Below are 26,247 nucleotides of genomic sequence, written 5' to 3' on the forward strand. Positions count from 1 at the left end.
TGCGTCAAGGCATCCACGAGCCGAAAGCGCCACGGGTAGCGATCACCGAAGCCGCCTGCACCGTTCGTCTCAACCCCTCCCTCCGAGTTCACACTCGCTCTGGTCACATTCTCAGCGTACTGCGGTGAGCAACCCGCCATGGCCTTCCAGGTCCTTGCACGGGGAAGTTGGTGCTCAACCATACACATTTGAAGGATTGACCATGTCCGCATATCAGAACGAGATCAAAGCCGTTGCCGCGCTGAAAGAGAAGTACGGCAGCAGCTGGAGCGCGATCAACCCCGAGTACGCAGCTCGCATGCGTGTGCAGAACCGCTTCAAGACCGGTCTGGACATCGCCAAGTACACCGCGGCCATCATGCGCAAGGACATGGCCGAGTACGATGCCGACTCCTCCGTCTACACCCAGTCCCTGGGCTGCTGGCACGGCTTCATCGGTCAGCAGAAGCTGATCTCCATCAAGAAGCACCTGAAGACCACCAACAAGCGCTACCTCTACCTGTCCGGCTGGATGGTTGCCGCCCTGCGTTCCGACTTCGGTCCGCTGCCCGACCAGTCCATGCACGAGAAGACCGCTGTCGCCGGCCTGATCGAAGAGCTGTACACCTTCCTGCGCCAGGCTGACGCCCGCGAACTGGACCTGCTGTTCACCGCCCTGGACGCTGCCCGCGCCGCCGGTGACAAGGCCAAGGAAGCCGAAGTACAGGCCCAGATCGACGGCTACGAAACCCACGTCGTCCCGATCATCGCCGACATCGACGCTGGCTTCGGTAACCCGGAAGCCACCTACCTGCTGGCCAAGAAGATGATCGAAGCCGGTGCCTGCTGCATCCAGATCGAGAACCAGGTTTCCGACGAGAAGCAGTGCGGCCACCAGGACGGCAAAGTGACCGTTCCCCACGAAGACTTCCTCGCCAAGATCAACGCCGTTCGCTACGCGTTCCTCGAGCTGGGTGTGGACGACGGCGTGATCGTTGCCCGTACCGACTCCCTGGGTGCCGGCCTGACCAAGCAGATCGCCGTGACCAAGCAGCCGGGCGACCTGGGCGACCAGTACAACTCCTTCCTGGACTGCGAAGAGATCTCCGCTGCCGAACTGAAGAACGGCGACGTCGTGATCAACCGCGAAGGCAAGCTGCTGCGTCCCAAGCGCCTGCCGTCCAACCTGTTCCAGTTCCGTCAGGGCACCGGCGAAGACCGCTGCGTACTGGACTGCATCACCAGCCTGCAGAACGGCGCCGACCTGCTGTGGATCGAAACCGAGAAGCCGCACGTTGGCCAGATCAAAGGCATGGTTGACCGCATCCGTCAGGTCATCCCGAACGCCAAGCTGGTCTACAACAACAGCCCGTCCTTCAACTGGACCCTGAACTTCCGCCAGCAGGTGTTCGACGCGTTCGTCGCCGAAGGCAAGGACGTTTCCGCCTACGACCGCGCCAAGCTGATGAGCGTCGAGTACGACGAGACCGAACTGGCCCAGGTTGCAGACGAGAAGATCCGTACCTTCCAGCGTGACGGTTCCGCCCACGCCGGCATCTTCCACCACCTGATCACCCTGCCGACCTACCACACTGCGGCCCTGTCCACCGACAACCTGGCCAAAGGCTACTTCGCCGACGAGGGCATGCTGGCCTACGTGAAGGGTGTTCAGCGTCAGGAGCTGCGCCAAGGCATCGCCTGCGTCAAGCACCAGAACATGGCTGGCTCCGACATCGGCGACAACCACAAGGAGTACTTCGCTGGCGAAGCGGCTCTGAAGGCAAGCGGTAAAGACAACACCATGAACCAGTTCCACTAATAGGAGCTGTTCACCGGCGGGCCCTCGGGCCCAGCCGGATGCCTCAAGGCCCCGGTAGCGATACCGGGGCCTTTTTTATTTGCACCTGCTGACCAGGGCGGAATACTCCCGCCTCGCCCGCCCCCGCCTTACTGGCCGTTGACCAGCCGCAGGCGCTTCTCGGTGAACACGCAGATCACCCCCGCGTTGTTGTGCATCACCGGATGGTTGAAGTCGCAATAGGCCGCCGCCACGCTCAACGGCAACTGCTCGTTGCCCCAGCGGGCCGGCTTGAACCAGGCCAGCTCGCCCTCCTTGCACAGCCGTGCATCGGCGTCAGAGGTGAAGGTGCACAGCGCCGTCTGGTCCACCTGCTTGTCCAGGCAGGCGGTCAACGGCAGAACCATCAGAAGGGCCAGGAAGGGCTTGAAGGGAAGACGCATGCTGCTCACACCTCGGCAGTGGTTGAAGTGCCGATTTGAGCGAGCCGGTGCCCGCCAGTTCCGCAGCGCCGAGAAGAATTCGGTATCAGGCCCGATACCCTTCAGTCCGGCGAAGACGCCGCATCACTGGGCAACAGGTCACGGGCCAAGGCCTGGGCGCCCTGGAAGTCCAGGCGCTCCACCCGCGCGGCAAAGGCCGCTGCCGCCTCCCGCAGGCTGTCCGGAGCACGCCCTTTAAGCTCCCGCGCGCGGTCCAGCGCCTGGATCGATCCGCTGGCCAGCAGCTCCAGCGTCTGCTGCAGCGCCTCACGCCAGGCGTCCTCATCCAGCGCCGGCAGGGGCTCCTGCCCCTGGCCAGTCGACGCATCCACCTGGAACTGCTCAAGCAGTTGCTGGTTGCTCTCCACCAGCAGTGCACGCATCTGCAGCAGCCAGCTCGGGTCTTCGAGGAAGGGAGCAGCCGTATCCGGGGTCAATCCACGGCCCCGGCTCTCCAGCTCCATGGCCAGGTGTGAAAGCGCCCTGGCTCCCATCGTCCCGGTACTGCCCTTGATGCCATGCAAGGCCGCCAGCACACCGCGCAGGTCGCCATCATCACGGGCCTGCTGCAACTGCTCCAGCTGACGCTCGGTCTCCTCGCGGAAGCTGACCAGCACCGTCTGCAGCAATGGCAGGTTGTCGGCAAAACGCGACAGGATCGATGCCGGCGGCTCCAGCAACACCTGCGCACCCGGGTCGGGTCGGGGGGGCGGAGGCTCCGGTAGCGCCGGGGTAGCCCCACCGGTCCAGAACAACAGCACCCGGGTCAGTTGCTGGATGTCCACGGGCTTGCCGACGTGATCGTTCATCCCCGCTTCCAGGCAGGTGCGCCGGTCCTGCTCCGAGGCATTGGCGGTCATGGCGATGATCGGCAGGGTGCGGCACCGTTCATCCAGGCGGATGCGCCGGGACGCCTCCAGGCCATCGATGTCCGGCATCTGGATGTCCATCAGCACCGCATCGAAACGCTCCGGCTCCGCCAGCACCGTCTGCACCCCCTCCAGGCCGCCCTCGGCCAGGATCACTTCCGCGCCCTCGCCCATCAGCAGCTCCGAAGCCACCTGGCGGTTCAGCGCGTTGTCCTCCACCACCAGCAGGCACAACCCAGCAAGGTGCCGGACCCGCGCTACACCGGCGGTAGGCTGGCCCACCGCCCCCTCCTCGCCCCAGATCGCCCGTTGCACAGCAGTGGCCAACTGCTGGGGCGTCACCGGCTTGGTGAGGAACGCCGCAAACGGTGCCCGTCCCTTCTGCTGCTGGTCCGCCAGCACCTCGCTGCCGTGGGCGGTGATCATCACCACCCGGGGTGCTGCAGCCCCCAGTGCCGCCAGGGCACGGCTGCTGGCCAGCCCGTCCAGCCCCGGCATGCGCCAGTCCATCAGCACCAGGTCGAACGGATCGCCCCGCCGCGCCGCCTGCTGCACCGCCGAGACAGCCGCCTCACCCGACATCACGTATTCACTGCGCCACCCCAGGGACAGCAGCGTGCGCAGCAGCACCTCCCCCGCCACCGGGTTGTCGTCCACCACCAGCAGGTGCAGCGGCGCATCCACGCACGGGCACTCGCTGCGCAGGGCGGCGACCGGCTCGCTGATGCCCAGCCGCACATCGAACCAGAAACGGCTGCCTTCTCCCGGCCGGCTTTCCACCTTCAGCTCGGCCCCCATCAGCTCCACCAGGCGCTTGCAGATCACCAGGCCCAGCCCGGTGCCGCCGAAGCGGCGCGTGGTGGACGCCTCGGCCTGGGTGAAGCCATCGAAGATCCGCTCCAGCTGCTCCGGGCTGATGCCGATGCCGGTGTCGCTGATCGACACCTGCAGCAACACCGAGGAGTCGTCGCAGGCCAGTTGACGGAAGGCCACCACCACCTGGCCACGGCTGGTGAATTTCAGGGCATTGCCACCCAGGTTGATCAGCACCTGCTGCAGGCGGAAGCTGTCCCCCACCAGGTGCAGCGGCAGGTTGGCGTCGAGGTCGAACATCACCTCGACATCCTTGTCGCCCTGGTTACCCGCCAGCACCACTGCCAAGTCGCGCATCAGCGACTCCAGCTCGAACGGGTGCGGATCGAGCTGCAGCTTGCCGGCTTCGATCTTCGAGTAATCGAGAATGTCGTTGAGCAGCCCCAGCAACGAGCGCGCCGCTGTCTGCGCCTTGAGCACGTAGTCCAGCTGGCGGTTGTCCAGCCCGGTGCCCTGCACCAGGTGCAGCATGCCCAGCACCGCATTCATCGGCGTGCGGATTTCATGGCTCATGTTGGCGAGGAAGAAGCTCTTCGCCGCGCTGGCCGCATCCGCCTTGTCACGCGCATCCCGCAGGCGCGACTCCAGTTCGCGCTGGGCGGTGATGTCGAGGTTGATCCCGGTCACCCGGGTGGGCCGGCCCAGGGAGTCCCGTTCGATCTGAGCCGCCGCCTGGATGTAACGCACCTGCCCGTCCGGCCGCACGATGCGGAAGATCGGGTCATAGACGGCGGTCCCGGCGATGGCCCCTTGCAACTGCGCCACCACCCGGTCCATGTCGTCCGGGTGCACACGCTGGCGCCAATGGTCGAACGTGAGGCCTTGTTCCCGCAGGCTGCGCGGCTGTCCATACAGCTCGAACATGCGGTCGTTCCAGTGCAGCCGGTTGTCCTCCAGGAACCACGACCAGATGCCCAGGCCCGCCACCTCCGAGGCCAGCAGCAGCTGGTCGCGGGTGGCCACCAGCTCCTTGCGCTGGCGATGCTGCTCGCTGAGGTCGGTCACCACGCAGACCATGCGCTGCTCGCCACCCACCAGCATCGGTGCCAGGGTGACCTGCATGGGGAAGGCGCTGTCGTCACTGCGCCGCCCCCACAGCTCCATCCCGCTGGGCCCCAGACCCTCCACCGGCTGCTCGTAGCCCGTGAGCAGTTCGTGGAAGCGCTCCAGGGACACGGGCTCGATCAGGTCCTCGATGGAGCGCCCGACCATATGCTCGGGCGATACCCCGAACACCACGCCACCCGCCGGGTTGAAGGTCTGGATGCGCCCCTCGCCATCGAAGGTGATCACCGGGTTCACCGCCGTATCCAGCACAGCACGGGTGGTCGCCAGGCTCTCCGCCAGGCGCCGCTCGGTGGCCTTGCGCTCGGTGATGTCGAGGGAAATGCCCAGGTAGCCGGTGATGCGCCCCTGCTCATCGCGCATCGCGGTCACCACCAGGGTCACCGGGAAGCGGCTGCCATCCTTGCGCACATAGGTCCACTCACGTGCCTCGGAACCTTCCAGCTCAGGCACCTGGACGAACACCCGGAACCCCTGCACCGGCTTGTCGTAATAGGCGGAAAGCTCCCGGCCACGGGCCACCACCTCTTCGGTCACATGCAGCAGCGCCGGCGTCTGGCGCCCCACCAGTTCCTCGGCCGAGTACCCCAGCAAGCGCTCGGCACCGCGGTTGAACACCCGGATCAGCCCGTCCGGGTCGGTGGCGATGATCGACACCTCGGTGGCCGCGGTCAGCACGCCGTCCAGCAGCACATTGGTGCGCAACAGCTGGGCCGTGCGCTCGGCCACCTGGGTCTCCAGGCTGGCATTGAGCTCGAGGATGCGCGCCTCTGCCTGCTTCTGCGCCGTGATGTCACGCACCGTGCGCGAAATGCCCACCACCCGGCCCAGGCCATCCAGGATCGGCGCGATCGACAGGGCCACATGCACCAGGCTGCCGTCCTGGCGCCGGTAACGGGTTTCGTAGAGGCTGATGCGCTCCCCGACCAGCGCCTGGCGCAGCAATGTCTCTTCCTGCTCGTGGCCGCGCTCCGGCACCACCAATGCGGCCAGATCCTGGCCGATGGCCTGCTCCGCGCTGTAGCCGAGGATCGCCTCGGCCCCCTGGTTCCAACTGGTGATCACGCCACCCAGGGTCTGGCCGACGATGCCATCGGCCGAGTTCTCGACGATGGCCGCCAGCCGCGCCTGCTCCGCCAGCACCTGGTGCTTGCGTCGGCGGCTCATCAGGCTCGCCCCCAGCAACGCCGCCAGCAGCAGGCTCAGCCCTGTCCCCGCCACCCACACCATCGCCGGAGGCGGCAGCGCCAGACGCTCGACAAACGACGGCAGCGCAGCCAGTTCGATCTCCCAGCGACGGCCGTAGAGATCCCGCAGGACCTTCTCCTGGTGGATTTCCGGCGCCTCGACCAAATCCGGCGCGCTCTCGTAGAACAGCGGCTCGTCCGAATCCTCGGTGATGTCCCGCAGGCGCAGGCGCATCGTCTCGTCCACCACCTCCAGCCCCTGCAGCACCTGCTCGGTGATCAGCGGCGAATAGCTCCAGCCCATGGCCTGACGCTCCCGCTCAGCCTCGGTCGCCGGCACCACCCCGCTGCGGTAGATCGGCATCAGGATCAGGAACGACTGGCGCGGCTTGCCCAGGGACTGCACCAGGGTGATCGGTGCCGTCAGCCGCACCTCACCACTGCGCATCGCCGACAGGGCCGCTTCACGGCGGTTACGCTCGGAAGCGATGTCCAAGCCAATGGCGGGCTCGTTGCCTGCCAGGGGCTCGATGTACTGGATGATGAAGTGCTCGCCCGGGTGGTCCGTCAGTTCATGGATGTCGAAATCCGCCGGCCCGTCGGCCCGCGCCTTGACCAGGAAACCGGCCAGCTCGGCCTGTGGCACACGGCGGATCAACCCGAAGCCCCGCGCACCCGGAAACTCTTTGGTGATATCGCGGGAGCGGGCATAGCGCTGGAAGATCTCCCGCGTCATGCCCCACTCCCCAGCGGTCAGCAGGCTGCCCCGAGCCCCACGCAAACCGTACTGGTAAAGCTCCAGGCGCTTCACAACGCCATCTGCGGCACGCTCGGTGACGTCATGCAGGGCCTCGTGCAGACGATCCTGGTTGGCGCGCTCCAGCAACCCCGCCAGCAGGCCAGTCACCAGCAGGCCGGCCAGCGCCGTGAGGAGCATGGCAACCAGTGGAACGGACACCTGCCCGCGGTTTCTCACTCGGCCTCCCCCTCGCCATCCAGAGTGGTCCAGCAGCGCGGGTGCTCACAGTGCTCGGCGAGGAAGCCACAGGCGTCCTCGTAGGGCAGCGGCCGGCAGAACAGGTAGCCCTGCATCAGCCGGCACCCCAGCTCCTGAAGACGCCGGGCCTGGCGCGGACACTCCACGCCCTCGGCCACCAGTTCCAGGTCCAGCGCCTGGGCCAGGCGGATGACCGCCTCGATGATGGCCGCATCGCTGCGGTCGGTGAGCATCTCGCGGACGAAGCTCTGGTCGATCTTCAGCACATCGATGGGCAGGCGCTTGAGGTAGGCCAGGCTGGAGTAACCCGTGCCGAAGTCATCGATGGCGATGCGCACGCCGATCTCCTTCAGCGCCAGCAGGGTGGCACGGGTGCGGTCGATGTCGTGGGCCAGCACCCCCTCGGTGATTTCCAGTTCCAGGTGGTTCGGCGGCAGGCCCGACTCCTCCAGGATGGCCGTGACCATGCCGAGGAAGCTCTCCTCACGGAACTGCACCGCCGAGATGTTCACGCTCATGCACACCGGCCAGCCCATGGCGATCATCCGCTGGGCATCGTTGCAGGCCTGCAGCATCACGAACTTGCCAATGGGGATAATCAGCCCCGTCTCCTCCGCCAGGGGGATGAAGTCCGCCGGCGACACCAGTTGCCCATCGGAGGTGCGCCAGCGGACCAATGCCTCCACGCCGCTGGGGCGGCCGTCGGAGACGTCCACCTTGGCCTGGTAGAACACCTCGAACACCCGCTGCTCCAGCGCCCGGCGCATATGCCGTTCGAGCATGTGGCGGGCCCGGGTGCTGTTCTCGATCTGCTCGGAGAAGAAGCGGAAGCGATTGCGGCCCTCCTGCTTGGCCTGATACATCGCCGCGTCCGCATAGCGGTAAAGCGACTCGAAATTGTCGCAATCATCGGGGAAAAAGCTGATGCCGATGCTCCCCGACAAGTCATAGCGGTTGCCGTTGATCAGCAGCGGCTGGGCGATGATCCCCAGCAGCCGGTCGGCAAAATCCCCCACCGCATCGAAGCCCTGCACGTCCGGCAGCAGCACCACGAACTCGTCACCGCCCTGGCGGCTCACCGTGTCCACCGAACGCACCGCTGCAGACAGCCGATGGGCCACCTCGCGCAGCACCTGGTCCCCGATGGAATGGCCGATGGTGTCGTTGAGGAACTTGAAGTTGTCCAGGTCCAGCATGAGCATCGCCACCCGCCCCTCGCTGCGCCGGGCCTTCTGGATGGCCTGGGCCGCACGGTCCTGCAGCAGGGCGCGGTTGGGCAGACCGGTCAGGGCATCGAAGCAGACCACCCGCTTGGCCTGCTCGCGCAGATCCAGGTGGGCACGCACATGGGCGCGCACCAGCGGCAGGTTGAGTGGCTTGCGGATGAAGCCCAGGGCACCGCTCTCCAGCGCCTTCAACTCGTTCTCCGGCCCGCTGTGGGCGGTGACGAACAGCACCGAGGCCCCGCGCAACTTCGGGTCCGACTTGATCGCCCGGCAGATCTCGAAGCCGTCCATCAGCGGCATCTGGATGTCCAGCAGCACCACGTCCGGGCGGCAGGCCCGCGCCACATCCAGCGTTCCCGTTCCCCCGTTGGCGACATGAATGGACGCCAGGTCGCGGATCGCCTCGCTGAGGATGAGGACGTCGCTGGCCTGGTCATCGATGATCAGGATCACCGGCTCGGAGCTGAAAGAATCCTGCATTCCCTGCTACTCGCTTTCCCTGATTGACAGAGAGACTAGACGAATATGGCACGGGGCCATTGGGCCACCGGACGGTCGTCGGGCGAAGACGGAACGCCGCATGCCGCGCGGCGCCTTCACTCAAGATAGAACAGCCGTGCAAGCTTGCAGGCGGCGTTTCAAAGCCGGCCATCGCCCGCCTATAGTGAGTGTCAGCCGGCCCTGCCGAGCGCCTTTCCCCCGTCAGAGTAGTGCCATGACACTCAAACGCATCGCCACCACCGACCTGCAATTGGGCATGTACGTTCAGGAGTTCTGCGGTTCATGGATGGACCACCCGTTCTTCCGCGCCAAGTTCGTGGTCAAGACCGACAAGGACCTGCAGCGCATCCGCAACAGCGATGTTCATGAAGTCTGGATCGACACCGACAAGGGCCTGGATATCCACCAGGACCAGCCCAGCGTCAGCGTCGAGGAGGCCGAAGCCGAGATCGACGCCCGCCTGGCCGCCGCCGAGCAGGCGCCGCCCATCGAGCGTGCCGACCTGGAAAGCGAAGTCAGCCGTGCCGCCATGCTCTGTGCCAAGGCCAAGGACGCCGTGGTGAGCATGTTCAGCGACGCCCGCATGGGCAAGGCCATCAGCGTCGACGACGCCCAGGGCCTGGTGCAGGAGATTTCCGACTCGGTGCTGCGCCACCCCAACGCGCTGATCAGCCTGGCGCGGCTGAAGACCGCCGACGAATACACCTACATGCACTCCGTGGCCGTGTGCGCCCTGATGATCGCCCTCGCCCGCCAGCTCGGCCTGGGCGAGGCCCAGGTGCGCGAGGCCGGGCTGGCCGGCCTGCTGCACGACATCGGCAAGATGGCCATCCCCATGGACGTGCTGAACAAGCCCGGCAAGCTCACCGACGACGAGTTCCAGTGCGTGCGCAAGCACCCCGAGGAAGGCGCGCGCATCCTGCTGGAGAGCCACCAGGTCAGCGCCCTGGTGCTGGACGTCTGCCTGCACCACCACGAGAAGGTCGACGGCACCGGCTACCCGCACCGCCTGGCCGGCGACCAGATCAGCCTGCTGGCCAAGATGGGCGCGGTCTGCGATGTCTACGACGCCATCACCTCCGACCGCCCCTACAAGCGTGGCTGGGACCCGGCCGAATCCATCCGCCGCATGGCCGAATGGAGCAAGGACCACTTCGACGAGCTGGTTTTCCAGGCCTTCGTCAAATCCATCGGCATCTACCCCACCGGGTCCCTGGTGCGCCTGGAGAGCGGGCGCCTGGGGGTGGTGATGGAGCAGCACGAGAAGTCCCTCACCACGCCCAAGGTCAAGGTGTTCTATTCCGCCCGGCTGAAGACCGCGATCCCCCAGGAAGTGGTGGACCTGGCCAAGCTCGCCGGCCGCGACCGCATCGTCGGCCGCGAATCCCCGGCGGACTGGAACTTCCGCAACCTCGACGAGCTCTGGTCCGGCATCCCCGATCCCCGGCGCAAGACCACCGGCTGAGGGTCACTAGAACGCGTGGGCCCGGTGCAACGCCGTCAGCGCCTCGGCACGCAACTGCGCCAGCAGCGGGTCGCGCCGGTCGCGGGGGCGTGCCAGCGGCACCTCCAGCGTCTCCAGCACCCGCCCCGGGCGACTACCCATCACCAGCACGCGGTCGCCCAGGTAGAGGGCCTCGTCCACATCGTGGGTGACCAGCAGCAACGCAATGCCGTGGTGCGCAGCCAGGGCCAGCAGCAAATCCTGCAGCTTCATCCGGGTGAAGGCATCCACCGCGCTGAAGGGCTCGTCCAGCAGCAGCACCCGGGGCCGCGAATACAGCCCCCGGGCAATGGCCACGCGCTGGGCCATCCCGCCCGACAGTTGCTTGGGCAGGGCCTGCTCGAATCCCTCCAGCCCCACCTCGTGGATCAGCTGCGCCACCCGGGGCCGGTCGTAGGCCCGGTCATCGGCGAAACCGATGTTCTCCGCCACCGTCAGCCAGGGCATCAGGCGCGGCTCCTGGAACACGAAGGCCACCTCGCCCTCACCGCGCAGCGCCTGGCCGCTGTAGTCGCGCTCCAGGCCGGCGACGATGCGCAGCAGGGTGCTCTTGCCGCAGCCACTGGGGCCCAGCAGGCTCACCACCTCGCCCTCGGCCAGTTGCAGGTGCACGTCCTGCAGCACCGTGTGCCCGGCGAACGCCTTGCGCTGTACGCGGAAATCCAGCAGGGGCAGGCTCATGGTTGCGCCTCCCCGCCTTCGCCGGCGAAGGCATCGCGCCAGGCCAGCAGGCGCCGCTCCAGCGTCGCCAGCAGCCCATCGCTGAGCTTGCCCAGCAGCGCCAGGACGATGATCGCCGCCAGTACCAGGTCCGGCCGCGAGGTTTCCCGGCCGTCGGTCAGCAGGTAGCCCAGGCCCCGGGTGGCCGCGATCAGCTCGGCCGCCACGAGGAACATCCAGGCCAGGCTGAGCCCACCCCGCAACCCCGTGAACAGCCCCGGCAGGGCCGCCGGCAACAGGATGCGGCGGGCCAGCCGAAGCCGCCCGAAGCCGTACATGCGCCCCACCTCCACCAGCTTGCGGTCGATGTTGCGAATCGCCGCCACCCCGTTCAGGTAAACCGGGAAGAACGCACCGATGGCGATCAGCACCACCTTCGAGCGCTCGTCGATGCCCAGCCACAACAGCAGGAGCGGCACCCAGGCCAGGCTGGGAATCGCCCGCAACGCGGCCAGGGTCGGCTCCAGGTAGGCCTCTGCCTCGCGGCTCAGGCCCACCCAGGCAGCAGCGGCCAGCGCCAGGGACGCCCCCACGGCGAACCCGGCGGCCACGCGCCCCAGGCTGACCCCGATATGCCCCCACAGCGGCCCGGCCGCCAGCTCCTGCAGGGTCAGCAGGATGTCGCTGGGGGCCGGCATCTGGTATGCCGGCACCCAGCCCGCACGCACGGCCACTTCCAGCAGCAGGATCGCCGCCAGGGGAATCGCCAGCCCCTTGGCCCGCACCACCAGCGCGGCCAGTGGCAAGGCGGGTCGCCAGGGGCGCGGCGCCGCCAGGGTCTTGCTCTTGCTGCTCATCGGGCGCTCCTGGGGCACTGCATCACTGGCGGGCGATGGCCTGGGTGCCAAAGCTCGGGTCGATCAACTGGTCCACCACCTGGGCCACGTCCACGCCACGGCGTACCAGGCCCTCGCTGGCGAGGATCGGCGCCGCCGCCTTCAGCGCAGCGATGTGCTCCGCGCCCGGCTGGGCGTTGGAGAAGTCGGTGCGCGACAGTTGCAGCCGCGCCACCTCCAGCGGCAGGCCGGACTCCTTGGCCAGCAGCTCCGCCAGCGGCTCAGGGTTCTCCCGCGCCCACTGCCGGGCCTTTTCATAGGCCTGCAGCACCTGCTTGATGGTCTGCGGGTGTGCGGCGGCGAAGCCCTCGGTCACGCTCACCACCCCGTAGCTGTTGAAGTCCAGGTTGCGGTAGAGGATGCGCGCCCCCGACTGCAGCTGGCTGGCGGCCAGGTGCGGGTCGAGCCCGGCCCAGGCGTCCACGTCACCACGCTCCAGGGCCACGCGGCCATCCGGGTGCTGCAGGTGCACCAGCTCCACGTCGTCCTTGCCCAGGCCGGCCTGTTCCAGGCTGCGCAGGGTGAACAGGTACGGATCGGTGCCCTTGGTCGCGGCGATCTTGCGGCCCTTGAGGTCGGCCAGGGTCTTGATCGGCGAGTCCTTGCGTACCGCCAGGGCCGTCCACTCGGGGCGGCTGGCGATGTACACGGTCTTGATCGGGCTGCCGTTGGCACGGCTCAGGACGGCCGCCAACCCGGCGGTGGAGGCGAAGTCGATGCTGCCGCCGTTAAGGTACTCCAGCGAACGGTTGCTGCCCTGGCTCAGCACCCAGCTCACCCGCGTATCCGGGCCCAGGGCCTGCTCCAGCCAGCCGAAATGGCGCAGCACCAGGCTGGTGGGCGAGTAGTAGGCGTAGTCGAGGCGGACCTGCTCAGGCGGCGTCTCGGCCTGGGCGGCCAACGGCGAGGCGAGTGCCGCGCAGGCGGCCAGCAGCCCGACTACGCGACCGAGAAAACCGGGCCGGCGGGCCCGCAGGGGGAAATGGCTCATGGGAAGCTCCTGACAGAAGTCGCGCGACGCTCCTTATTCGATCCAGCTATCCATAGCCGTCATCACGCTTTGATCAGGGAATATGCAGCCACCATGCCAACCCTCCGCGCCCCGGCCGGCGCGGCCTGGCGCCCTGCCCTGCCTCGCCCTGCTGTACACCCGGCAACAGCCTGTTGCCGGACTGTTGCTCCAGCAACAGCCCTCAGGCCCGCTTGTTCAGCAACCGCGCCAGGCGGTCGCCGCCGAACTGGATGAGGGTCACCAGCAGCACCAGCACGATGATCACCGTGAGCATGATCTGCGTGTCGAAGCGCTGGTAGCCGTAGCGGTACGCCAGGTCTCCGAGCCCGCCCGTGCCGATGGCGCCGGCCATGGCGGAGGAGTTGATCATGGTCACCAGGGTGATGGTGAAGCCACCGACGATGCCCGGCCGCGCCTCCGGCAGCAGCACGTTCCAGATGATGTGGCGACGCTGGCAACCCATGGCCTGGGCCGCCTCCACCAGACCGAAATCCACCTCCCGCAGGCTCACCTCGGCGATGCGCGCGAAGAACGGCGTGGCAGCGATGGTCAGCGGCACCACCGCGGCCCAGACGCCGTAGCTGGTGCCGACGATCAGCCGGGTGAAGGGAATCAGCGCCACCATCAGGATCAGGAAGGGCACCGAACGCAGCACGTTCACCACGCTGCCCAGGGTGCGGTTCAGCACACGCGCCTCGAAGATCCCGCCCGGCCCGGTGGTCACCAGCACCAACGCCAGCGGAATGCCCACCAGCAGCACGATCAGCGACGAGGCGCCGATCATCAGCAGCGTATCCAGCAGCCCGGTCCAGAGCCGATCAAGCATGGGCGACATAGCCGCGCACCTCCGCCTTGTCCGCCAGTTGGTGAGCGCGCTCCAGCACCTGCGTACTGCCCAGCTCGGCCAGGCCGACCCGCACCAGCAGGTGCCCCTGCGGGCGTCCCTGGATGCGGTCGATGCCGCCGTGCAACAGGCTCACCCGCGCGCCCAGGCCCAGGGCAATGGCCAACAGGTCCGGCTCGCGGCCACTGGCACCCGTGAAGTGCAGGTCCAGCAGCAGGTCACCGCCGGGCACCGGTTCGTTGGCCAGGCGGCCTTGCAGGTCGTCCGGCAACTCGTGGCGCAGGGTGCCCAGCAGGGTGCGGGTGACCGCGTGCTGCGGGTCGCCGAACACCTGCCAGACCTCGCCCTGCTCCACCACCCGCCCCCGCTCCAGCACCACCACGCGGTCGCAGATCTCGCGGATCACGCCCATCTCGTGGGTGATCAGCACGATGGTCAGGCCCAGGCGCCGATTGATGTCACGCAGCAGCGCCAGGATCGACTGGGTGCTTTCCGGGTCCAGCGCCGAGGTGGCCTCGTCGCAGAGCAGGATCTCCGGCTGGTGCACCAGCGCGCGGGCGATGCCGACCCGCTGCTTCTGCCCGCCAGAGAGCTGCGCCGGGTAGGCGTCGCGCTTCTCCGCCAGGCCCACCAGGGCCAGCAGCTCGGCGACCTTGCGCTCGATATCGGCCTTGGCCACGCCGGCCACCTTCAGCGGCAGGGCGACGTTCTGCCAGACGGTCTTGGCCGACATCAGGTTGAAGTGCTGGAAGATCATGCCGACGCGGCGACGCAGCAGCACCAGCTGCTTCTCGTCGAAGGTGCCGATGTCTTCCTCGTCTATCACCACCTGGCCCACCGAGGGTTTCTCCAGGCGGTTGAGGGTGCGGATCAGCGACGACTTGCCGGCGCCGCTGCGGCCGATGATGCCGAACACCTCGCCCCGGCGGATTTCCAGGTCGATGCCCTGCAGCGCCTGCACCGGCCCCCGGCTGCCCGGGTAGGCCTTGCCCAGCCCCTGCAGCCGGATGTGCGGCAGGTCCAGGCAGATGTTGCGATTGAAACTGACCATGTGGGCCTCTCGAAAATCTGTTTAAAGCCCGAAAAGCGGAACCGCGGGAGGCAGTAGCCCAGGCTTCAGCCCGGGGGTATCCGGCACAGCTCCCGGGCTGAAGCCCGGGCTACGCGCGTCCACCAGAACCCACCCCTCGACCAAACCGCACGGCGAACCTCCGTAGGGGCGACTGAAGTCGCCCCTACAGTGGGAGCGGATTCATCCGCGATGCAGGCCGAAGGACTGCCCTACCGGGGCCGCCCGGGAGCGCTGCGCGCTCCTTTCGCGAATGAACTCGCTCCCACCAGAACCCGCCCCTCGACCAAACCGCACGGAAAACCTCCGTAGGGGCGAATTCATTCGCCAGGCAGCCCGCAGGGCGGCTCCTCGACCCCATGGGCAGCGCTGCTGCCCCTGGGCGACTGAAGTCGCCCCTACAGTGGGAGCGGATTCATCCGCGATGCAGGCCGAAGGACTGCCCTGCCGGGGCCGCCCGGGAGCGCTGCGCGCTCCTTTCGCGAATGAATTCGCTCCCACGCCTATCCCAGGGGCGTCACTGCCAGCCGGGCTGGTAGAGCGAGCCATGAGCCTTGTCGAGTGCGGCACGCACCTGCGGCGAGTGCTGGTACACCTCGACGAACTTCGCCAGGCGACCGTCGTCCTGGTAATCGCCACGGGTGACGAACTGGATGACGTACTCCTTGTTCTCGATGCCGTCGAAGAGCAGCGCGCTGTTGGGGTCGATCGTGCCGGCCAGGCGGATGTAGTGCGGGTAGCCCTGGGCCAGGTCGACGTCGTCCAGGGCGCGCACCAGCTGCACGGCCTCCAGTTCGATGATGTCGATGTGCTTGGGGTTGTCGACGATGTCATCCAGGGTCGCCTTGTAGCCCACGCCTTCCTTGAGTTTCAGCAGGCCGGCCTTCTGCAGCAGCTGCAGACCACGACCGCCGTTGATGGGGTCGTTGGCGATGGCCACCTTGGCGCCCTCAGGCAGATCAGCGATGGCCTTGTACTTCTTCGAGTAGAGGCCGACGTTGTTGATGATCCCGGGGGCGAAGGCCTTCAGGGTGAACCCGCCCTCCTTGTTAGCGTTCTCCAGGAAGGGCGTGTGCTGGAAGTAGTTGGCGTCGATGTCGCCATTGGCCAGGGTGATGTTCGGCGTGTTCCAGTCGGTGAACTCCACCAGCTCGACCTTGAGGCCCTGCTTGGCGGCCTCCTCCACCGCCACTTCCAGGGGCGGGGCGAAGGCGGCGGTGGTACCGAGCTTGAGGGGCTTGTCGGCGGCCTGGGCGATGCCGCTGGCCAGGAGCAGGCCAAGGGCCAGGGTCTTGAGGGTGTGCTTGGGCATGGTTTCTATCCGTGGGTAATGGGGTTCAGGTCGTGGGAGCGAATTCATTCGCGATGGAAGGCGCAGCCTTCCCCTGGGAGTCCGGGGTCGCCCCTTCGGGCCGATTCGCGAATGAATTCGCTCCCACACGGGCTCCACGATGGTCCGCCGGCAACTGATCCCCCGCGCCAAACACCTTGTGGCGCAAGGTGCCGTCGGCATAGGCGGTCTTGTAGGCACCTCGGGCCTGCAGCTCCGGCACCACCAGGTCGATGAAGTCGGCGTAGCTCTCCGGGGTGACGATGCGGGTCAGGTTGAAGCCGTCCAGCCCGGTCTCGTCGATCCACGCCAGCAGCTCGTCGGCCACCTGGGTCGGCGAACCCACCAGCAGGACGTAGCGGCCACCCAGGGCGTGCTGCTCCAGCAGGTCGCGGCGGGTCAGGCTGTTGTCACGCAGCTTGCTGGCAGCGGACTCGATGGCGTTGGTCTTCATATAGGGAATCGGCTCGTCCAGCGCGAAGCGGGCGAAGTCGATGCCGGTGGAGCTGGCGAAGTGGGCGACGCCCGCCTCGGCACTGGCATGGGCCAGGTACTCGGCGTGCTTGGCACGGGCCTCGGCCTCGGTGGGCGCGACGATCACGCTGATGCCCATGAACACCTTCACCGCCTGCGGATCACGGCCGGCGGCCACGGCGGCGGCGCGCACCTTGTCCACCTGGGCGCGGGTCGCGGCCTTGTTGCTGCCGCTGATGAACACGCACTCGGCATGCTCGCCGGCAAAGCGCAGGCCGCGCACCGAGGAGCCGGCCTGGAACAGCAGCGGCGTGCGTTGCGGCGAGGGTTCGCAGAGGTGGTAGCCCTCCACGTCGAAGAACTCGCCGTGGTGCACCACCTTGTGCACCTTGTCCGGCTGGGCGTAGACCCGGCGCTGGCGGTCGTTGACCACCGCCCCGGCTTCCCAGCTGCCTTGCCACAGCTTGTAGAGCACCTCCAGGTACTCGTCGGCCTGGTCGTAGCGGCGGTCGTGCTCCACCTGCTGGCTGCGGCCCATGGCACGGGCCCCGCTCTCCAGGTAGCCGGTGACGATGTTCCAGCCCACGCGCCCCTCGCTCAGGTGGTCCAGGGTGCTCATGCGCCGGGCGAACAGGTACGGCGGCTCGTAGCTGAGGTTGGCGGTGACGCCGAAGCCCAGGTGGCAGGTCACCCCGGCCATGGCGGAGACCAGCAGCAGCGGGTCGTTGACCGGCAGCTGGATGCTCTCCTTCAGGGTCAGGTCGACATTGCCCTGGTAGACGTCGTAGACGCCGACGATGTCCGCCAGGAACAGCCCGTCGAACAGCCCGCGCTCCAGCAGCTGCGCCAGCTCCGTCCAGTAGGAGAGCCTGCGGTAGTCCGTGGAGCGGTCGCGCGGGTGGGTCCACAGGCCGTGGTTGATGTGCCCCACGCAGTTCATGTTGAAGGCGTTGAGGAGGATCTGCTTGCGCGCCATCAGATCGTCCCCCGGCGCGGCGGCAGCACGCCATTGAGGTAGTAGTTGCCCACCGCGTGGTACTTCCAGCGCACCGGGTCGTGCAGGGTGTGCACCCGGGCGTTGCGCCAGTGGCGGTCGAGGTTGTGCTCGGCGAGGCTGGCGCGGGTGCCGGCCAGTTCGAACAGCTTGCTGCCGGCACTGAGCGAGACCTCGGTGGTCAGCGCACGGGCCTCGGCTACCCCCAGGGACGCAGCGGCCACGCTGTCGGCGGTGGGCTCGGCGCTGGCGGCATCCAGCAGCCGGCCGGCGCGGTCGAGGATGGCCTCGGCGGCGTGCAGGCGGATGGCCAGGTGGCCGAAGGCGTGGATCAGCAACGGGTCGTCGCTGGCCTTGTCGACCCCGGCGTCGATCCACGGCCGCGAGCGGGTGCGGACGAAGGCCAGCGCATCCTCGTAGGCGGCGCGGGCGATGCCGACGTCGATGGCGGCATGGAGGATCTGGGCGAAAGGCCCGACCGTGGTCGGGTGCTCGAAGGCGGCCTGGAAGGACACCAGGTCCTCGGCCGCCACCGGCACGTCGTCGAACACCACCGAGCCGCTGCCGGTGGTGCGCTGGCCAAAGCCCGACCAGTCGTCGATCACCGTCAGCCCCGGCGCGTTGCGCTCGGCAAAGGCCAGGTACTGGTGGCCATCCTCGGCCACCACCAGGGTCGGCACGCGGTGGGCGTAGAGGGCACCGGTGCAGTAGAACTTGCGGCCACGAATGCGGTAGCCCTCGCCGTCCCGCACCAGCTGGGTGGTGCGGTCGTTGGCGGTGCGGGTGCCGATCTCCGCCAGGGCGTTGCCGAAACGCTCGCCGGCCAGAGCGGCAGCGAACAGGCGGCGCTGCTGTTCGGGACTGCCGTTCACCCGCAGCACTTCCAGGGCATAGAAGTGGTTCTGCGGGATCTGCCCGAGGGAACTGTCGGCGGCGCTGATCAGCGCGATGACCCGCGCCAGGGTGACGTGGGACACGCCGGCCCCGCCGAACTCGCGGGGCACGCTGATGCCCCAGAGGCCGGTGCGGCTGAACAGCTCCAGTTCGTCCAGAGGCAGGCGGCGCTCGCGGTCGCGCTCGGCAGCGCCGGGTCGGAACAGGTCGGCCACCTGGCGCGCCACCTCCAGGGCTTCGGCGTCGTCACGGATGATGGCCACGGGGGCGTGTGGGTGGGGATGGGCAATGGTCATGGCGCCTCCTCAGATCCAGGAATGGCGGGCCGGGAAGGCGCCGTTCAGGTGGTAGTTGCCGACGGCGTGGACCTTCCAGCGCACCGGGTCGTGGAGGGTGTGCACCCGGGCATTGCGCCAGTGCCGGTCGAGGCCGAACTCGGCGAGGGTGGCGCGGCTGCCGGCCAGCTCGAACAGCTTCTCGCTGGCCAGCAGACTGATCTCGGTGGTGAGCACCTTGGCCTCGGCCACGGCGATGGAAGCGCGGGCGGCCGCTGCGGCGTCGATGGGCGCGGCGGCCACTTCGTCGAGCACCTGGCCGGCGCGCTCCAGCAGCGCGTTGGCGGCGTTCAGTTCGGTCTTCAGGCGGCCGATCTCGGCAATGGTGTACAGCTCCTCGCTGGCACGCTCGACGCCGGCGTCCACCCAGGGCCGCGAGCGCTCGCGGATGAAGGCGATGGCGTCGTCGATGGCGGCCTCGGCGATACCGGCGTCGATGGCCGCCTGGATCAGCTGCGACAGTGCGCCCTGGATGCTCGGCACCTCGGCCAGGCGACTGTTGTGGAACACCAGGTCGTCCGCCACCGGTACGCGGTCCAGCAGCACGGTGCCGCTGGCGGTGGTGCGCTGGCCGAAGCCGGACCAGTCGTCGACGATGGCGAGCCCCGGCACGCCCCGCTCCACCAGGGCCAGCACGCCGGTGCCGCTGTCATCCAGGGCCTTGACCGCCACCCAATGGGCGAACAGGGCCCCGGTGGAATAGAACTTCTCGCCGCTCACCTCCAGGCCGGCGTTGCCCCGGGTGATGCGCGCCTTGATCTCCAGGGTGTGCTTGGTATTGCGCTCGGGCCCGGCATTGGCCAGGCGGCGCCCTGCGAGGATGCCGGCGAACACCTGGCGCTTCTGCGCTTCACTGCCGACGTTTTCGATCACGCTGAGCAGGCCGAACTGGTTCTGCGGGATCTGCCCCAGTGCCGGGTCGGCGGCACAGAGGATGCGGAACACCTCGGCGAGGGTCACATGGGAAACCTCGGCACCCCCATAGGCGCGGGGGATGCGAATGCCCCCCAGGCCCAGGCGGGTGAAGAGTTCCACTTCGGGCCAGGGCAACTGGCGGTCGCGGTCACGCTGGGTGGCGCCAGCCCGGGCCTGCCTGGCCACTTCGTGGGCGGCGTGCAGGGCCTGGGCGTCGTTCTCGATCAGCGCCGCCGGGAGTAGCGGGGGCGCCTGGTCACGCGGGTCCTTGGGTTCGGAAGGGTGGGTCATGGGTCCGTTCTCGATCATTCCTGTTGCGCCGCGAGCAGCCGCGTACGCTTGCGAGGAGATCGATTGCACAACCCGTGCCTGAAAAATAATCCTTATTAATCAGCGAGTTATTTAAAACGAACAACTGTTGGAATCTGCACAGCAGGGCAAATTGCTGAACATCTGTTGCCCCAGCAACAGTTCAGCCCTGCAAGCGCCGGGCAGCCTCCTGGATCTGCTGGCGGACCCAACGCCGCAACGGGTCACTGGCCGTGCGCTGGTGCCAGATCTGCATCACCTCCACCTTCGGCAGGGCCAGCGCCTCCGGCAGCGCATGCAGGCACAACGACGGGTCGCGGGCCACCGCGTCCTCGGCCACCGAGCGCAGGCAGGTCAGCAACAGGTCGGTGCCGGGCAACAGCCGGGGCGGCGCCAGGAAGCTGGAGAGCCCCGCCGCCACCCGCCGCTGCCGACCGAGTGCGGCCAGGGCCTGGTCGACCCGCCCGGCCAGGTCGCCGGTGAGGGTGGTGAGCAGGTGTTCGCAGGCGACGAAGGCGTCGAGGTCCAGCCCCCTGGCCAGGTGCGGGTTGTCGCGCCAGGCCAGCACCACGAAGTCCTCGCTGAGCAGGCGCTGCTGATGGAAGGTGTCCGGCAGGTCGGCATAGAACCCGGCGATGGCCAGGTCACAGGTGCCCTTCTCCAGCTCCTCGCGGGGGAGCAGGCCACGGGTGTTGTGGGTCACCAACACCAGGTTGGGTGCCTCGCGGCGCAACACCGGCAACAGCTCGGGCAGCAGCGTCTGCTCCATGTAGTCGGTGCTGTAGAGGTGGATGCGCTCGGCGCGCTGGAGAAAGTCCTGGCCGTCGCTGTGTTCGTAGAAGGCCTCCAGTTCCGCCACCAGGCACTGGATGCGCGGTGCCAGCTCGTGGGCCCGGGGCGTCGGCGTCAGTCCGCGCGGCGCACGCACGAACAGCGGGTTGCCCAACTGGTGGCGCAGCTTGTTCAGCTTGTGGCTCAGGGCCGGCTGGCTCAGGGTCATGCGCTCAGCCGCCACCGAGGCGTTGCGCTCCTGGTAGAGCACATGGAAGACCAGCAGCAGGTTCAGGTCCTTGTTGGCGATATTCACTTTTTGGATACCAGGAATAAGAGCTTTCGAATTATCGAATCCTACGCCCTCTCCTAGGATGGTCGCCAACCTGAAACAACGCCCCCACGGGCGGGAGACTGCACATGAAAAAGATCCTGATGGTCCTCACCTCCCACGACCGCCTCGGCGAAACCGGCCTGGCCACCGGCTTCTGGCTGGAAGAGTTCGCCGCGCCCTACTACCACTTCCTCGATGCCGGCATGGCCCTGACCCTGGCCTCGCCCAAGGGCGGCCAGCCGCCACTGGACCCGAAGAGCCACGACGAGAGCGCTCAGACCGACGCCACCCGCCGCTTCGACGCTGATCCGGCCTCGCGCCAGGCCCTGGCCAGCACCCTGCCCCTGGAAGCCGTGCGCGCCAACGACTACGACGCGCTGTTCTACCCCGGCGGCCACGGCCCGCTCTGGGACCTGGCCGAGGACGCCCGCTCCATCGCCCTGATCGAAGCCTTCCTGGCCCAGGGCAAGCCGGTGGCTGCGGTGTGCCACGCTCCCGGCGTGCTGCGCCATGTGAAGACAGCCGACGGCCAACCGCTGGTGCGTGGCAAGCAGGTGACCGGCTTCAGCAACAGCGAAGAAGCCGCCGTGCAGCTCACCGAGGTGGTGCCCTTCCTGGTCGAGGACATGCTGCGCGGCCATGGCGGCCTCTACAGCCGTGCCGATGACTGGCACAGCCATGTGGTGGTGGACGGCCTGCTGGTGACCGGACAGAACCCGGCCTCGTCCGATGCCACGGCAGACGCCCTGCTGAAACTGCTGTGAACCCATTGGGGAGGCGTCGCGCCTCCCCCTTTCGAGGAGACGCCATGAGCATCGCCCTGTTCGCCACCCTGAGCCCCCTGCCGGAGCACCGCGAGGTCGTCCTGCAGGCCCTGGAAGCCCTGGTCCAAGGCACCCGCAACGAGCCCGGCAACCTGCGCTACGACCTCTACGCCGGGGATGACGGCAGCCTGCAACTCCACGAGCTGTACCGCGACCAGGCCGCCATCGACGCCCACCGCGCCAGCCCGCACTACCTGGCCTTCCGCGAAGCCGCCGTGGCCGGTGGCTGGATGGCCGCCCCCACCCAGGTGGTGCAGGCCGTACCGGTGAACGTCGCCCAGAGTTGAACGGGCGACCCGGCGCGCCTACTTGCCACTGATCAGCCGGTAGCGCGCCAGGTCCTTCGGGTCGAGGACCCGCATCTGGCGCGGGTCGATGCGCTGCATGTCGTCCAGCAGGCTGTCGGGAATGCCCATCTCGCGGAAGTACGCCGAGGCGTTGTAGCGCACGCCCTGGTACAGCGCCGCATCCCGCGAGGCGTCACCGTGGGCGTAATACGGCCGGTGCAGCCCCACCGAACCGCGCACGGCCTTGTTGCGGCCGGCCGCCAGCAGGTAGACGCAAGTGCCCTGGCACAGGCCGGTGGACGGCACCAGGGTGTCGAAGCCGGTCTCGCGCACCAGCCGACCCATGCGAATCGCCTCGGGCACGCTGCCGCCAATGCTGTCCAGCATCAGCACCTTGCGCGCGAAGTTGCCGGGGTTGCCCAGCACCCCCTTCATCAGCGCGTCGTAGTCACCCGGCGCAATCTCCTCCGACACCTTGGCCACCAGCATGCGACCGATGGTCGGGTGCTGCACCGCCTCCACCTCCACCCGCGCCTCGGCCTGCAGCACGAACAGGCCAACACACAGGGCAGCAAGGCGGGGCAATGGGCGGGTCATGGGCAAAGGTCCTGGAAAAATCAGAAGGTGCGGAAGATACCTGCCACCAAGGCCGGGCGGAAGCGTCCTGCTCTTCTGGGATCTAAGGTTCTTTGAGGTTGTCATTGCAGTTGAGCGCATCGACGCCCGGCTTTCCCCCGGCGTCTGGAGGGCCCATTATTCGGGCATTCCCGTGCACGAGGATGTCCCCATGAGCCAACCCCTCTGGAGCCCGAGCCCTGAGCGAATCGCCGCCACCCGGATGGAAGCCTTCCGCCGCCACGTTGCCGACCGCCATGGCGTGGCCGTGCCCGACTACGCCGCGCTGCACGCCTGGAGCGTGGCGGATCGGCCGGCGTTCTGGTCGACCCTGGCCGCGTGGTTCGGGGTGCGCTTCCACCAGCCGCCCCGCGCGGTATTGGAAGAAGGCCCGGCCATGCCGGATGCGCGCTGGTTTCCCGGGGCGACGCTGAACTTCGCCGAGCACCTGCTGCGGCGCCGCGATGACGCGCCGGCGCTGGTGGCGGTGGACGAGGACGGCAGCCGGGTGCAGCTCTCCCATGCCGAGCTGGCCGCCCAGGTCGCCGGGTTGCAGCGCAGCCTGCGGGAGCTGGGCGTCGGGGTGGGGGATCGGGTGGCGGCCTTCATGCCCAACACCTGGCAGACGGTGGTGGGCATGCTCGCCAGCGCCAGCCTGGGGGCGACCTGGTCGTCCTGCTCGCCGGACTTCGGCACCCAGGGGGTGATCGACCGCTTCGGGCAGATCGAGCCCAAGGTGCTGATCGCCGCCGCCGGCTACCACTACGCGGGCAAGACCCTCGACCTCACGCCCAAGCTCAACGAGATACTCGCCCGCCTGCCCAGCCTGGAGCAGTTGCTGGTGGTGCCCCATGCACGCCCGGACGCCAGGGCGGAAGACTTCCAGACCCCGGCGCGGGTGGCGCTGTGGGGCGACTTCTACCAGCCCGGCGGCGAGCCCGTGTTCGTTCCCGTGCCCTTCGACCAGCCGCTCTACATCCTCTACTCCAGCGGCACCACCGGCGTGCCCAAGTGCATCGTCCACGGCGTCGGCGGCACCCTGCTGCAACACCTGAAGGAGCACGGCCTGCACTGCGACCTGAAGGCCGAGGACACGCTGTTCTACTACACCACCTGCGGCTGGATGATGTGGAACTGGCTGGTCTCCGGCCTCGCCCTGGGCGCCACCCTGGTGCTCTACGACGGCTCGCCTTTCCACCCCGCCCCGGAACGCCTGATCGACCTGATCGACGCCGAAGGCATCAGCCTCTTCGGCGCCAGCGCCAAGTACATCGCCGCCCTGGAGAAGGCCGGCGTGGAGCCCTGCCGCAGCCACCGGCTGGAACGCCTGAAGACGGTGCTTTCCACCGGCTCGCCCCTGGCCCACGAAGGCTTCGACTACCTCTACCGCCACTTCAAGGCGGACCTCTGCGTGTCGTCCATCTCCGGCGGTACCGACATCGTCTCCTGCTTCACCCTGGGCAACCCGGTGCTGCCGGTGTGGCGCGGCGAGCTGCAATGCAAGGGCCTGGGCATGGATGTGCAGGTGTGGGACGAACAGGGTCAGCGCCTGGTGGGCGAGAAAGGCGAGCTGGTCTGCGCCCGGCACTTCCCGTCGATGCCGGTGGGGTTCTGGAACGACCCGAACGGGGAGAAGTTCCACGCGGCCTATTTCGAAACCTTCACCGGCGTCTGGGCCCACGGCGACTACGCCGAGGAAACCGCCCATGGCGGCCTGGTGATCCACGGCCGCTCGGATGCGGTGCTCAACCCCGGCGGCGTGCGCATCGGCACCGCCGAGATCTACCGCCAGGTGGAGAAGATCGAGGAGGTGCTGGAATCCATCGCCATCGGCCAGGACTGGCAGAGCGATGTGCGGGTCGTGCTGTTCGTGCGCCTGCGTGAGGGCGTGGCGCTGGACGAGGCCTTGCAGGCGCGCATCCGCCGGGTGATCCGCGACAACACCACGCCGCGCCATGTGCCGGCGAAGATCGTGGCGGTCAGCGACATCCCCCGCACCATCAGCGGCAAGATCGTCGAGCTAGCGGTGCGCAACGTGGTCCACGGTCGTCCAGTGAAGAACACCGACGCCCTGGCCAACCCCGCCGCGCTGGAGCAGTTCCGCGACCGCGCGGAATTGGCTGACTGACAGGCACCCGCACGTGGAAAACGGCCGAGGCGGCCACCACCGCCCGGCCTACCCCATCCAGGGAAATGGCCGACGGGGCAGCCGAACGAAGGGAAATTCCACGTCGAGCGTTCGCGAGCAAAGCTCGTTCCCACCACCTCGGCAACCCGAGCCGCCTTGCGCAGGGTGGGCCGGGCGGCACTCCGCTTCAGCCCACCATCGACGTCACCGTGATGCCGGTGGTGAACGTGGAGCGCGCCACGTATGCGGTAGCCCGGACTTCAGTCCGGGGCGGCAAGCACCATTCCCGGGCTGAAGCCCGGGCTACGTGTCTGCATGGTGCTATCGGGTATTCCCGCTCGATGGGCTTCACTGCGCTCAGCGCCATCCCACGAGGTATCTGAGTCCGGCTACGCGCCGCGTTCCGTAGGATGCGGTGAGCTCGGCGAACCGCATCAGGTCGTTGCACGGTACTGCCGGGGACTCCTGTTTGATGGGCTTCGCTGCGCTCAGCGCCATCCTACGGGGTGCCGGCCCGGGCTACGTTTCGCGCCCTGTAGGATGCGGTGAGCTCGGCGAACCGCATCAGGTCGTTGCTCGGTGCCGCCGGGTACTCCGGATTGATGGGCTTCGCTGCGCTCAGCGCCACCCTGCGAGGTGCCAGAAGCCGGATTGCGGCATGCAAAAAGCCCGGCACATGGCCGGGCTTTTTGGGTGGATCAGGGGGGCGGCTCAGTTGGAGCAACCGTTGCCGAACACGCGGTATTCCACGCGGTGGATTTCGCCCTGGCGGTCTTCGTAGACCATGTGGGCGGGGACGACCTCGCAGACGTCCGGGATGCGGCTGTGGGAGATGACCTTGGCCACATCGAGCTTCATGCCGTAGTGGTAGGTCTTGGTCTGGATGCCGTCGTCCATGGCGGGTGTGGTCGCGAGGGCCAGGGGCGAGAGAAGCGCCAGGGCCAGGGCGGTCAGTACTTTCATGGGCAGTCCCCGTAGGTCTGGAGGGTGGTCGCCGGCCGGGTGGCAGGCGGCGAATTCACGCTATCGGCAGCCTGGATGTCCTACAGGCTGTACGCCTGCCCCCACGCGGCAG

At 67.8% G+C, this 26,247-nt stretch carries 20 protein-coding genes; 5 read left to right on the top strand and 15 right to left on the bottom strand.

Features of this window, described 5'->3' with window-relative positions; translation table 11 throughout:
* Positions 1-202 precede the first annotated feature (202 nt).
* Positions 203-1,798 (top strand): isocitrate lyase, encoded by a 1,596-nt coding sequence (locus tag RTK35_RS02935; RefSeq protein WP_044406275.1) that lies wholly within the window; start codon positions 203-205, stop codon positions 1,796-1,798.
* Positions 1,799-1,926: 128 nt separating this feature from the next.
* On the opposite strand, the gene RTK35_RS02940 is transcribed toward RTK35_RS02935, so the two are convergent.
* The 3 genes from RTK35_RS02940 to RTK35_RS02950 form a co-directional block, all read right to left on the bottom strand.
* A complete protein-coding gene (locus RTK35_RS02940) occupies positions 1,927-2,220 on the bottom strand; it encodes a hypothetical protein (RefSeq protein WP_052807592.1) in 294 nt (97 codons plus the stop codon).
* Positions 2,221-2,321: 101 nt separating this feature from the next.
* Positions 2,322-7,211 (bottom strand): PAS domain S-box protein, encoded by a 4,890-nt coding sequence (locus RTK35_RS02945; protein WP_316907336.1) that lies wholly within the window; start codon positions 7,209-7,211, stop codon positions 2,322-2,324.
* 14 nt (positions 7,212-7,225) lie between these two features.
* Positions 7,226-8,956, bottom strand: coding sequence for a putative bifunctional diguanylate cyclase/phosphodiesterase (locus RTK35_RS02950; protein WP_253124109.1), 1,731 nt, complete (start codon positions 8,954-8,956; stop codon positions 7,226-7,228).
* Positions 8,957-9,191: 235 nt separating this feature from the next.
* On the opposite strand from RTK35_RS02950, the gene RTK35_RS02955 reads away from it, so the two are divergent.
* Positions 9,192-10,442: an HD-GYP domain-containing protein gene (locus RTK35_RS02955; protein WP_074972558.1), complete on the top strand. Its 1,251-nt coding sequence runs from the start codon at positions 9,192-9,194 to the stop codon at positions 10,440-10,442.
* Positions 10,443-10,448: 6 nt separating this feature from the next.
* Here the strand turns inward: RTK35_RS02955 and RTK35_RS02960 are convergent, their stop codons facing one another.
* The 10 genes from RTK35_RS02960 to RTK35_RS03005 form a co-directional block, all read right to left on the bottom strand.
* A complete protein-coding gene (locus RTK35_RS02960; RefSeq protein ID WP_316907337.1) occupies positions 10,449-11,162 on the bottom strand; it encodes an ABC transporter ATP-binding protein in 714 nt (237 codons plus the stop codon).
* Positions 11,159-11,998, bottom strand: coding sequence for an ABC transporter permease (locus RTK35_RS02965; protein ID WP_316907338.1), 840 nt, complete (start codon positions 11,996-11,998; stop codon positions 11,159-11,161). The genes RTK35_RS02960 and RTK35_RS02965 overlap by 4 nt, the downstream gene beginning before the upstream one ends.
* Before the next feature lie 22 nt (positions 11,999-12,020).
* Positions 12,021-13,028 carry an aliphatic sulfonate ABC transporter substrate-binding protein gene (locus RTK35_RS02970; RefSeq protein WP_316907339.1) on the bottom strand — a complete coding sequence of 336 codons (1,008 nt, stop codon included), beginning with the start codon at positions 13,026-13,028 and terminating at the stop codon, positions 12,021-12,023.
* A 202-nt stretch (positions 13,029-13,230) separates the two neighbouring features.
* On the bottom strand, positions 13,231-13,884 hold the full coding sequence (locus RTK35_RS02975; RefSeq protein WP_316907340.1) for a methionine ABC transporter permease: 654 nt from the start codon (positions 13,882-13,884) through the stop codon (positions 13,231-13,233).
* On the bottom strand, positions 13,868-14,944 hold the full coding sequence (locus RTK35_RS02980; RefSeq protein ID WP_316907341.1) for a methionine ABC transporter ATP-binding protein: 1,077 nt from the start codon (positions 14,942-14,944) through the stop codon (positions 13,868-13,870). The genes RTK35_RS02975 and RTK35_RS02980 overlap by 17 nt, the downstream gene beginning before the upstream one ends.
* A gap of 535 nt (positions 14,945-15,479) precedes the next feature.
* The gene (locus tag RTK35_RS02985) at positions 15,480-16,274 is read right to left on the bottom strand and encodes a MetQ/NlpA family ABC transporter substrate-binding protein (RefSeq protein ID WP_316907342.1); all 795 of its coding nucleotides are present in this window, start codon (positions 16,272-16,274) and stop codon (positions 15,480-15,482) included.
* A gap of 25 nt (positions 16,275-16,299) precedes the next feature.
* On the bottom strand, positions 16,300-17,742 hold the full coding sequence (locus RTK35_RS02990) for an LLM class flavin-dependent oxidoreductase (RefSeq protein ID WP_316907343.1): 1,443 nt from the start codon (positions 17,740-17,742) through the stop codon (positions 16,300-16,302).
* On the bottom strand, positions 17,742-18,950 hold the full coding sequence (locus tag RTK35_RS02995; protein ID WP_316907344.1) for an SfnB family sulfur acquisition oxidoreductase: 1,209 nt from the start codon (positions 18,948-18,950) through the stop codon (positions 17,742-17,744). Before RTK35_RS02995 ends, RTK35_RS02990 begins: the two co-directional genes overlap by 1 nt.
* Before the next feature lie 9 nt (positions 18,951-18,959).
* Positions 18,960-20,195 (bottom strand): SfnB family sulfur acquisition oxidoreductase, encoded by a 1,236-nt coding sequence (locus tag RTK35_RS03000; RefSeq protein ID WP_316907345.1) that lies wholly within the window; start codon positions 20,193-20,195, stop codon positions 18,960-18,962.
* 181 nt (positions 20,196-20,376) lie between these two features.
* Entirely contained in the window at positions 20,377-21,300 is a 924-nt protein-coding gene (locus tag RTK35_RS03005) for a LysR family transcriptional regulator (RefSeq protein ID WP_316907346.1), read from the bottom strand.
* Positions 21,301-21,404: 104 nt separating this feature from the next.
* Between RTK35_RS03005 and RTK35_RS03010 the strand changes: the two genes are divergently transcribed.
* Positions 21,405-22,082, top strand: a complete 678-nt coding sequence (locus RTK35_RS03010; protein WP_316907347.1) for a type 1 glutamine amidotransferase domain-containing protein — start codon at positions 21,405-21,407, stop codon at positions 22,080-22,082.
* Between the two features lie 44 nt (positions 22,083-22,126).
* On the top strand, positions 22,127-22,429 hold the full coding sequence (locus RTK35_RS03015) for a putative quinol monooxygenase (protein ID WP_316907348.1): 303 nt from the start codon (positions 22,127-22,129) through the stop codon (positions 22,427-22,429).
* An 18-nt stretch (positions 22,430-22,447) separates the two neighbouring features.
* On the opposite strand, the gene RTK35_RS03020 is transcribed toward RTK35_RS03015, so the two are convergent.
* Entirely contained in the window at positions 22,448-23,026 is a 579-nt protein-coding gene (locus tag RTK35_RS03020; RefSeq protein WP_316907349.1) for a hypothetical protein, read from the bottom strand.
* 190 nt (positions 23,027-23,216) lie between these two features.
* Between RTK35_RS03020 and RTK35_RS03025 the strand changes: the two genes are divergently transcribed.
* Positions 23,217-25,172, top strand: a complete 1,956-nt coding sequence (locus RTK35_RS03025; RefSeq protein ID WP_316907350.1) for an acetoacetate--CoA ligase — start codon at positions 23,217-23,219, stop codon at positions 25,170-25,172.
* Positions 25,173-25,883: 711 nt separating this feature from the next.
* On the opposite strand, the gene RTK35_RS03030 is transcribed toward RTK35_RS03025, so the two are convergent.
* On the bottom strand, positions 25,884-26,135 hold the full coding sequence (locus RTK35_RS03030; protein WP_044403681.1) for a DUF2790 domain-containing protein: 252 nt from the start codon (positions 26,133-26,135) through the stop codon (positions 25,884-25,886).
* Between the last annotated feature and the right edge of the window lie 112 nt (positions 26,136-26,247).

Source organism: Pseudomonas sp. zfem003, assembly GCF_032621675.1.
GTDB classification, from domain to species: domain Bacteria; phylum Pseudomonadota; class Gammaproteobacteria; order Pseudomonadales; family Pseudomonadaceae; genus Metapseudomonas; species Metapseudomonas otitidis.

Bases quoted from the DNA above. Each gene is read 5' to 3' on its own strand.
- RTK35_RS02995 (WP_316907344.1), bottom strand. From the start codon at position 18,950: ATGACCATTGCCCATCCCCACCCACACGCCCCCGTGGCCATCATCCGT.
- RTK35_RS03010 (WP_316907347.1), top strand. From the start codon at position 21,405: ATGAAAAAGATCCTGATGGTCCTCACCTCCCACGACCGCCTCGGCGAA.
- RTK35_RS02975 (WP_316907340.1), bottom strand. From the start codon at position 13,884: ATGTCGCCCATGCTTGATCGGCTCTGGACCGGGCTGCTGGATACGCTG.
- RTK35_RS03030 (WP_044403681.1), bottom strand. From the start codon at position 26,135: ATGAAAGTACTGACCGCCCTGGCCCTGGCGCTTCTCTCGCCCCTGGCC.
- RTK35_RS02990 (WP_316907343.1), bottom strand. From the start codon at position 17,742: ATGGCGCGCAAGCAGATCCTCCTCAACGCCTTCAACATGAACTGCGTG.
- RTK35_RS02935 (WP_044406275.1), top strand. From the start codon at position 203: ATGTCCGCATATCAGAACGAGATCAAAGCCGTTGCCGCGCTGAAAGAG.
- RTK35_RS02940 (WP_052807592.1), bottom strand. From the start codon at position 2,220: ATGCGTCTTCCCTTCAAGCCCTTCCTGGCCCTTCTGATGGTTCTGCCG.
- RTK35_RS02980 (WP_316907341.1), bottom strand. From the start codon at position 14,944: ATGGTCAGTTTCAATCGCAACATCTGCCTGGACCTGCCGCACATCCGG.
- RTK35_RS03020 (WP_316907349.1), bottom strand. From the start codon at position 23,026: ATGACCCGCCCATTGCCCCGCCTTGCTGCCCTGTGTGTTGGCCTGTTC.
- RTK35_RS02970 (WP_316907339.1), bottom strand. From the start codon at position 13,028: ATGAGCCATTTCCCCCTGCGGGCCCGCCGGCCCGGTTTTCTCGGTCGC.
- RTK35_RS02955 (WP_074972558.1), top strand. From the start codon at position 9,192: ATGACACTCAAACGCATCGCCACCACCGACCTGCAATTGGGCATGTAC.
- RTK35_RS02985 (WP_316907342.1), bottom strand. From the start codon at position 16,274: ATGCCCAAGCACACCCTCAAGACCCTGGCCCTTGGCCTGCTCCTGGCC.
- RTK35_RS03000 (WP_316907345.1), bottom strand. From the start codon at position 20,195: ATGACCCACCCTTCCGAACCCAAGGACCCGCGTGACCAGGCGCCCCCG.
- RTK35_RS02950 (WP_253124109.1), bottom strand. From the start codon at position 8,956: ATGCAGGATTCTTTCAGCTCCGAGCCGGTGATCCTGATCATCGATGAC.
- RTK35_RS03015 (WP_316907348.1), top strand. From the start codon at position 22,127: ATGAGCATCGCCCTGTTCGCCACCCTGAGCCCCCTGCCGGAGCACCGC.
- RTK35_RS02960 (WP_316907337.1), bottom strand. From the start codon at position 11,162: ATGAGCCTGCCCCTGCTGGATTTCCGCGTACAGCGCAAGGCGTTCGCC.
- RTK35_RS02965 (WP_316907338.1), bottom strand. From the start codon at position 11,998: ATGAGCAGCAAGAGCAAGACCCTGGCGGCGCCGCGCCCCTGGCGACCC.
- RTK35_RS03025 (WP_316907350.1), top strand. From the start codon at position 23,217: ATGAGCCAACCCCTCTGGAGCCCGAGCCCTGAGCGAATCGCCGCCACC.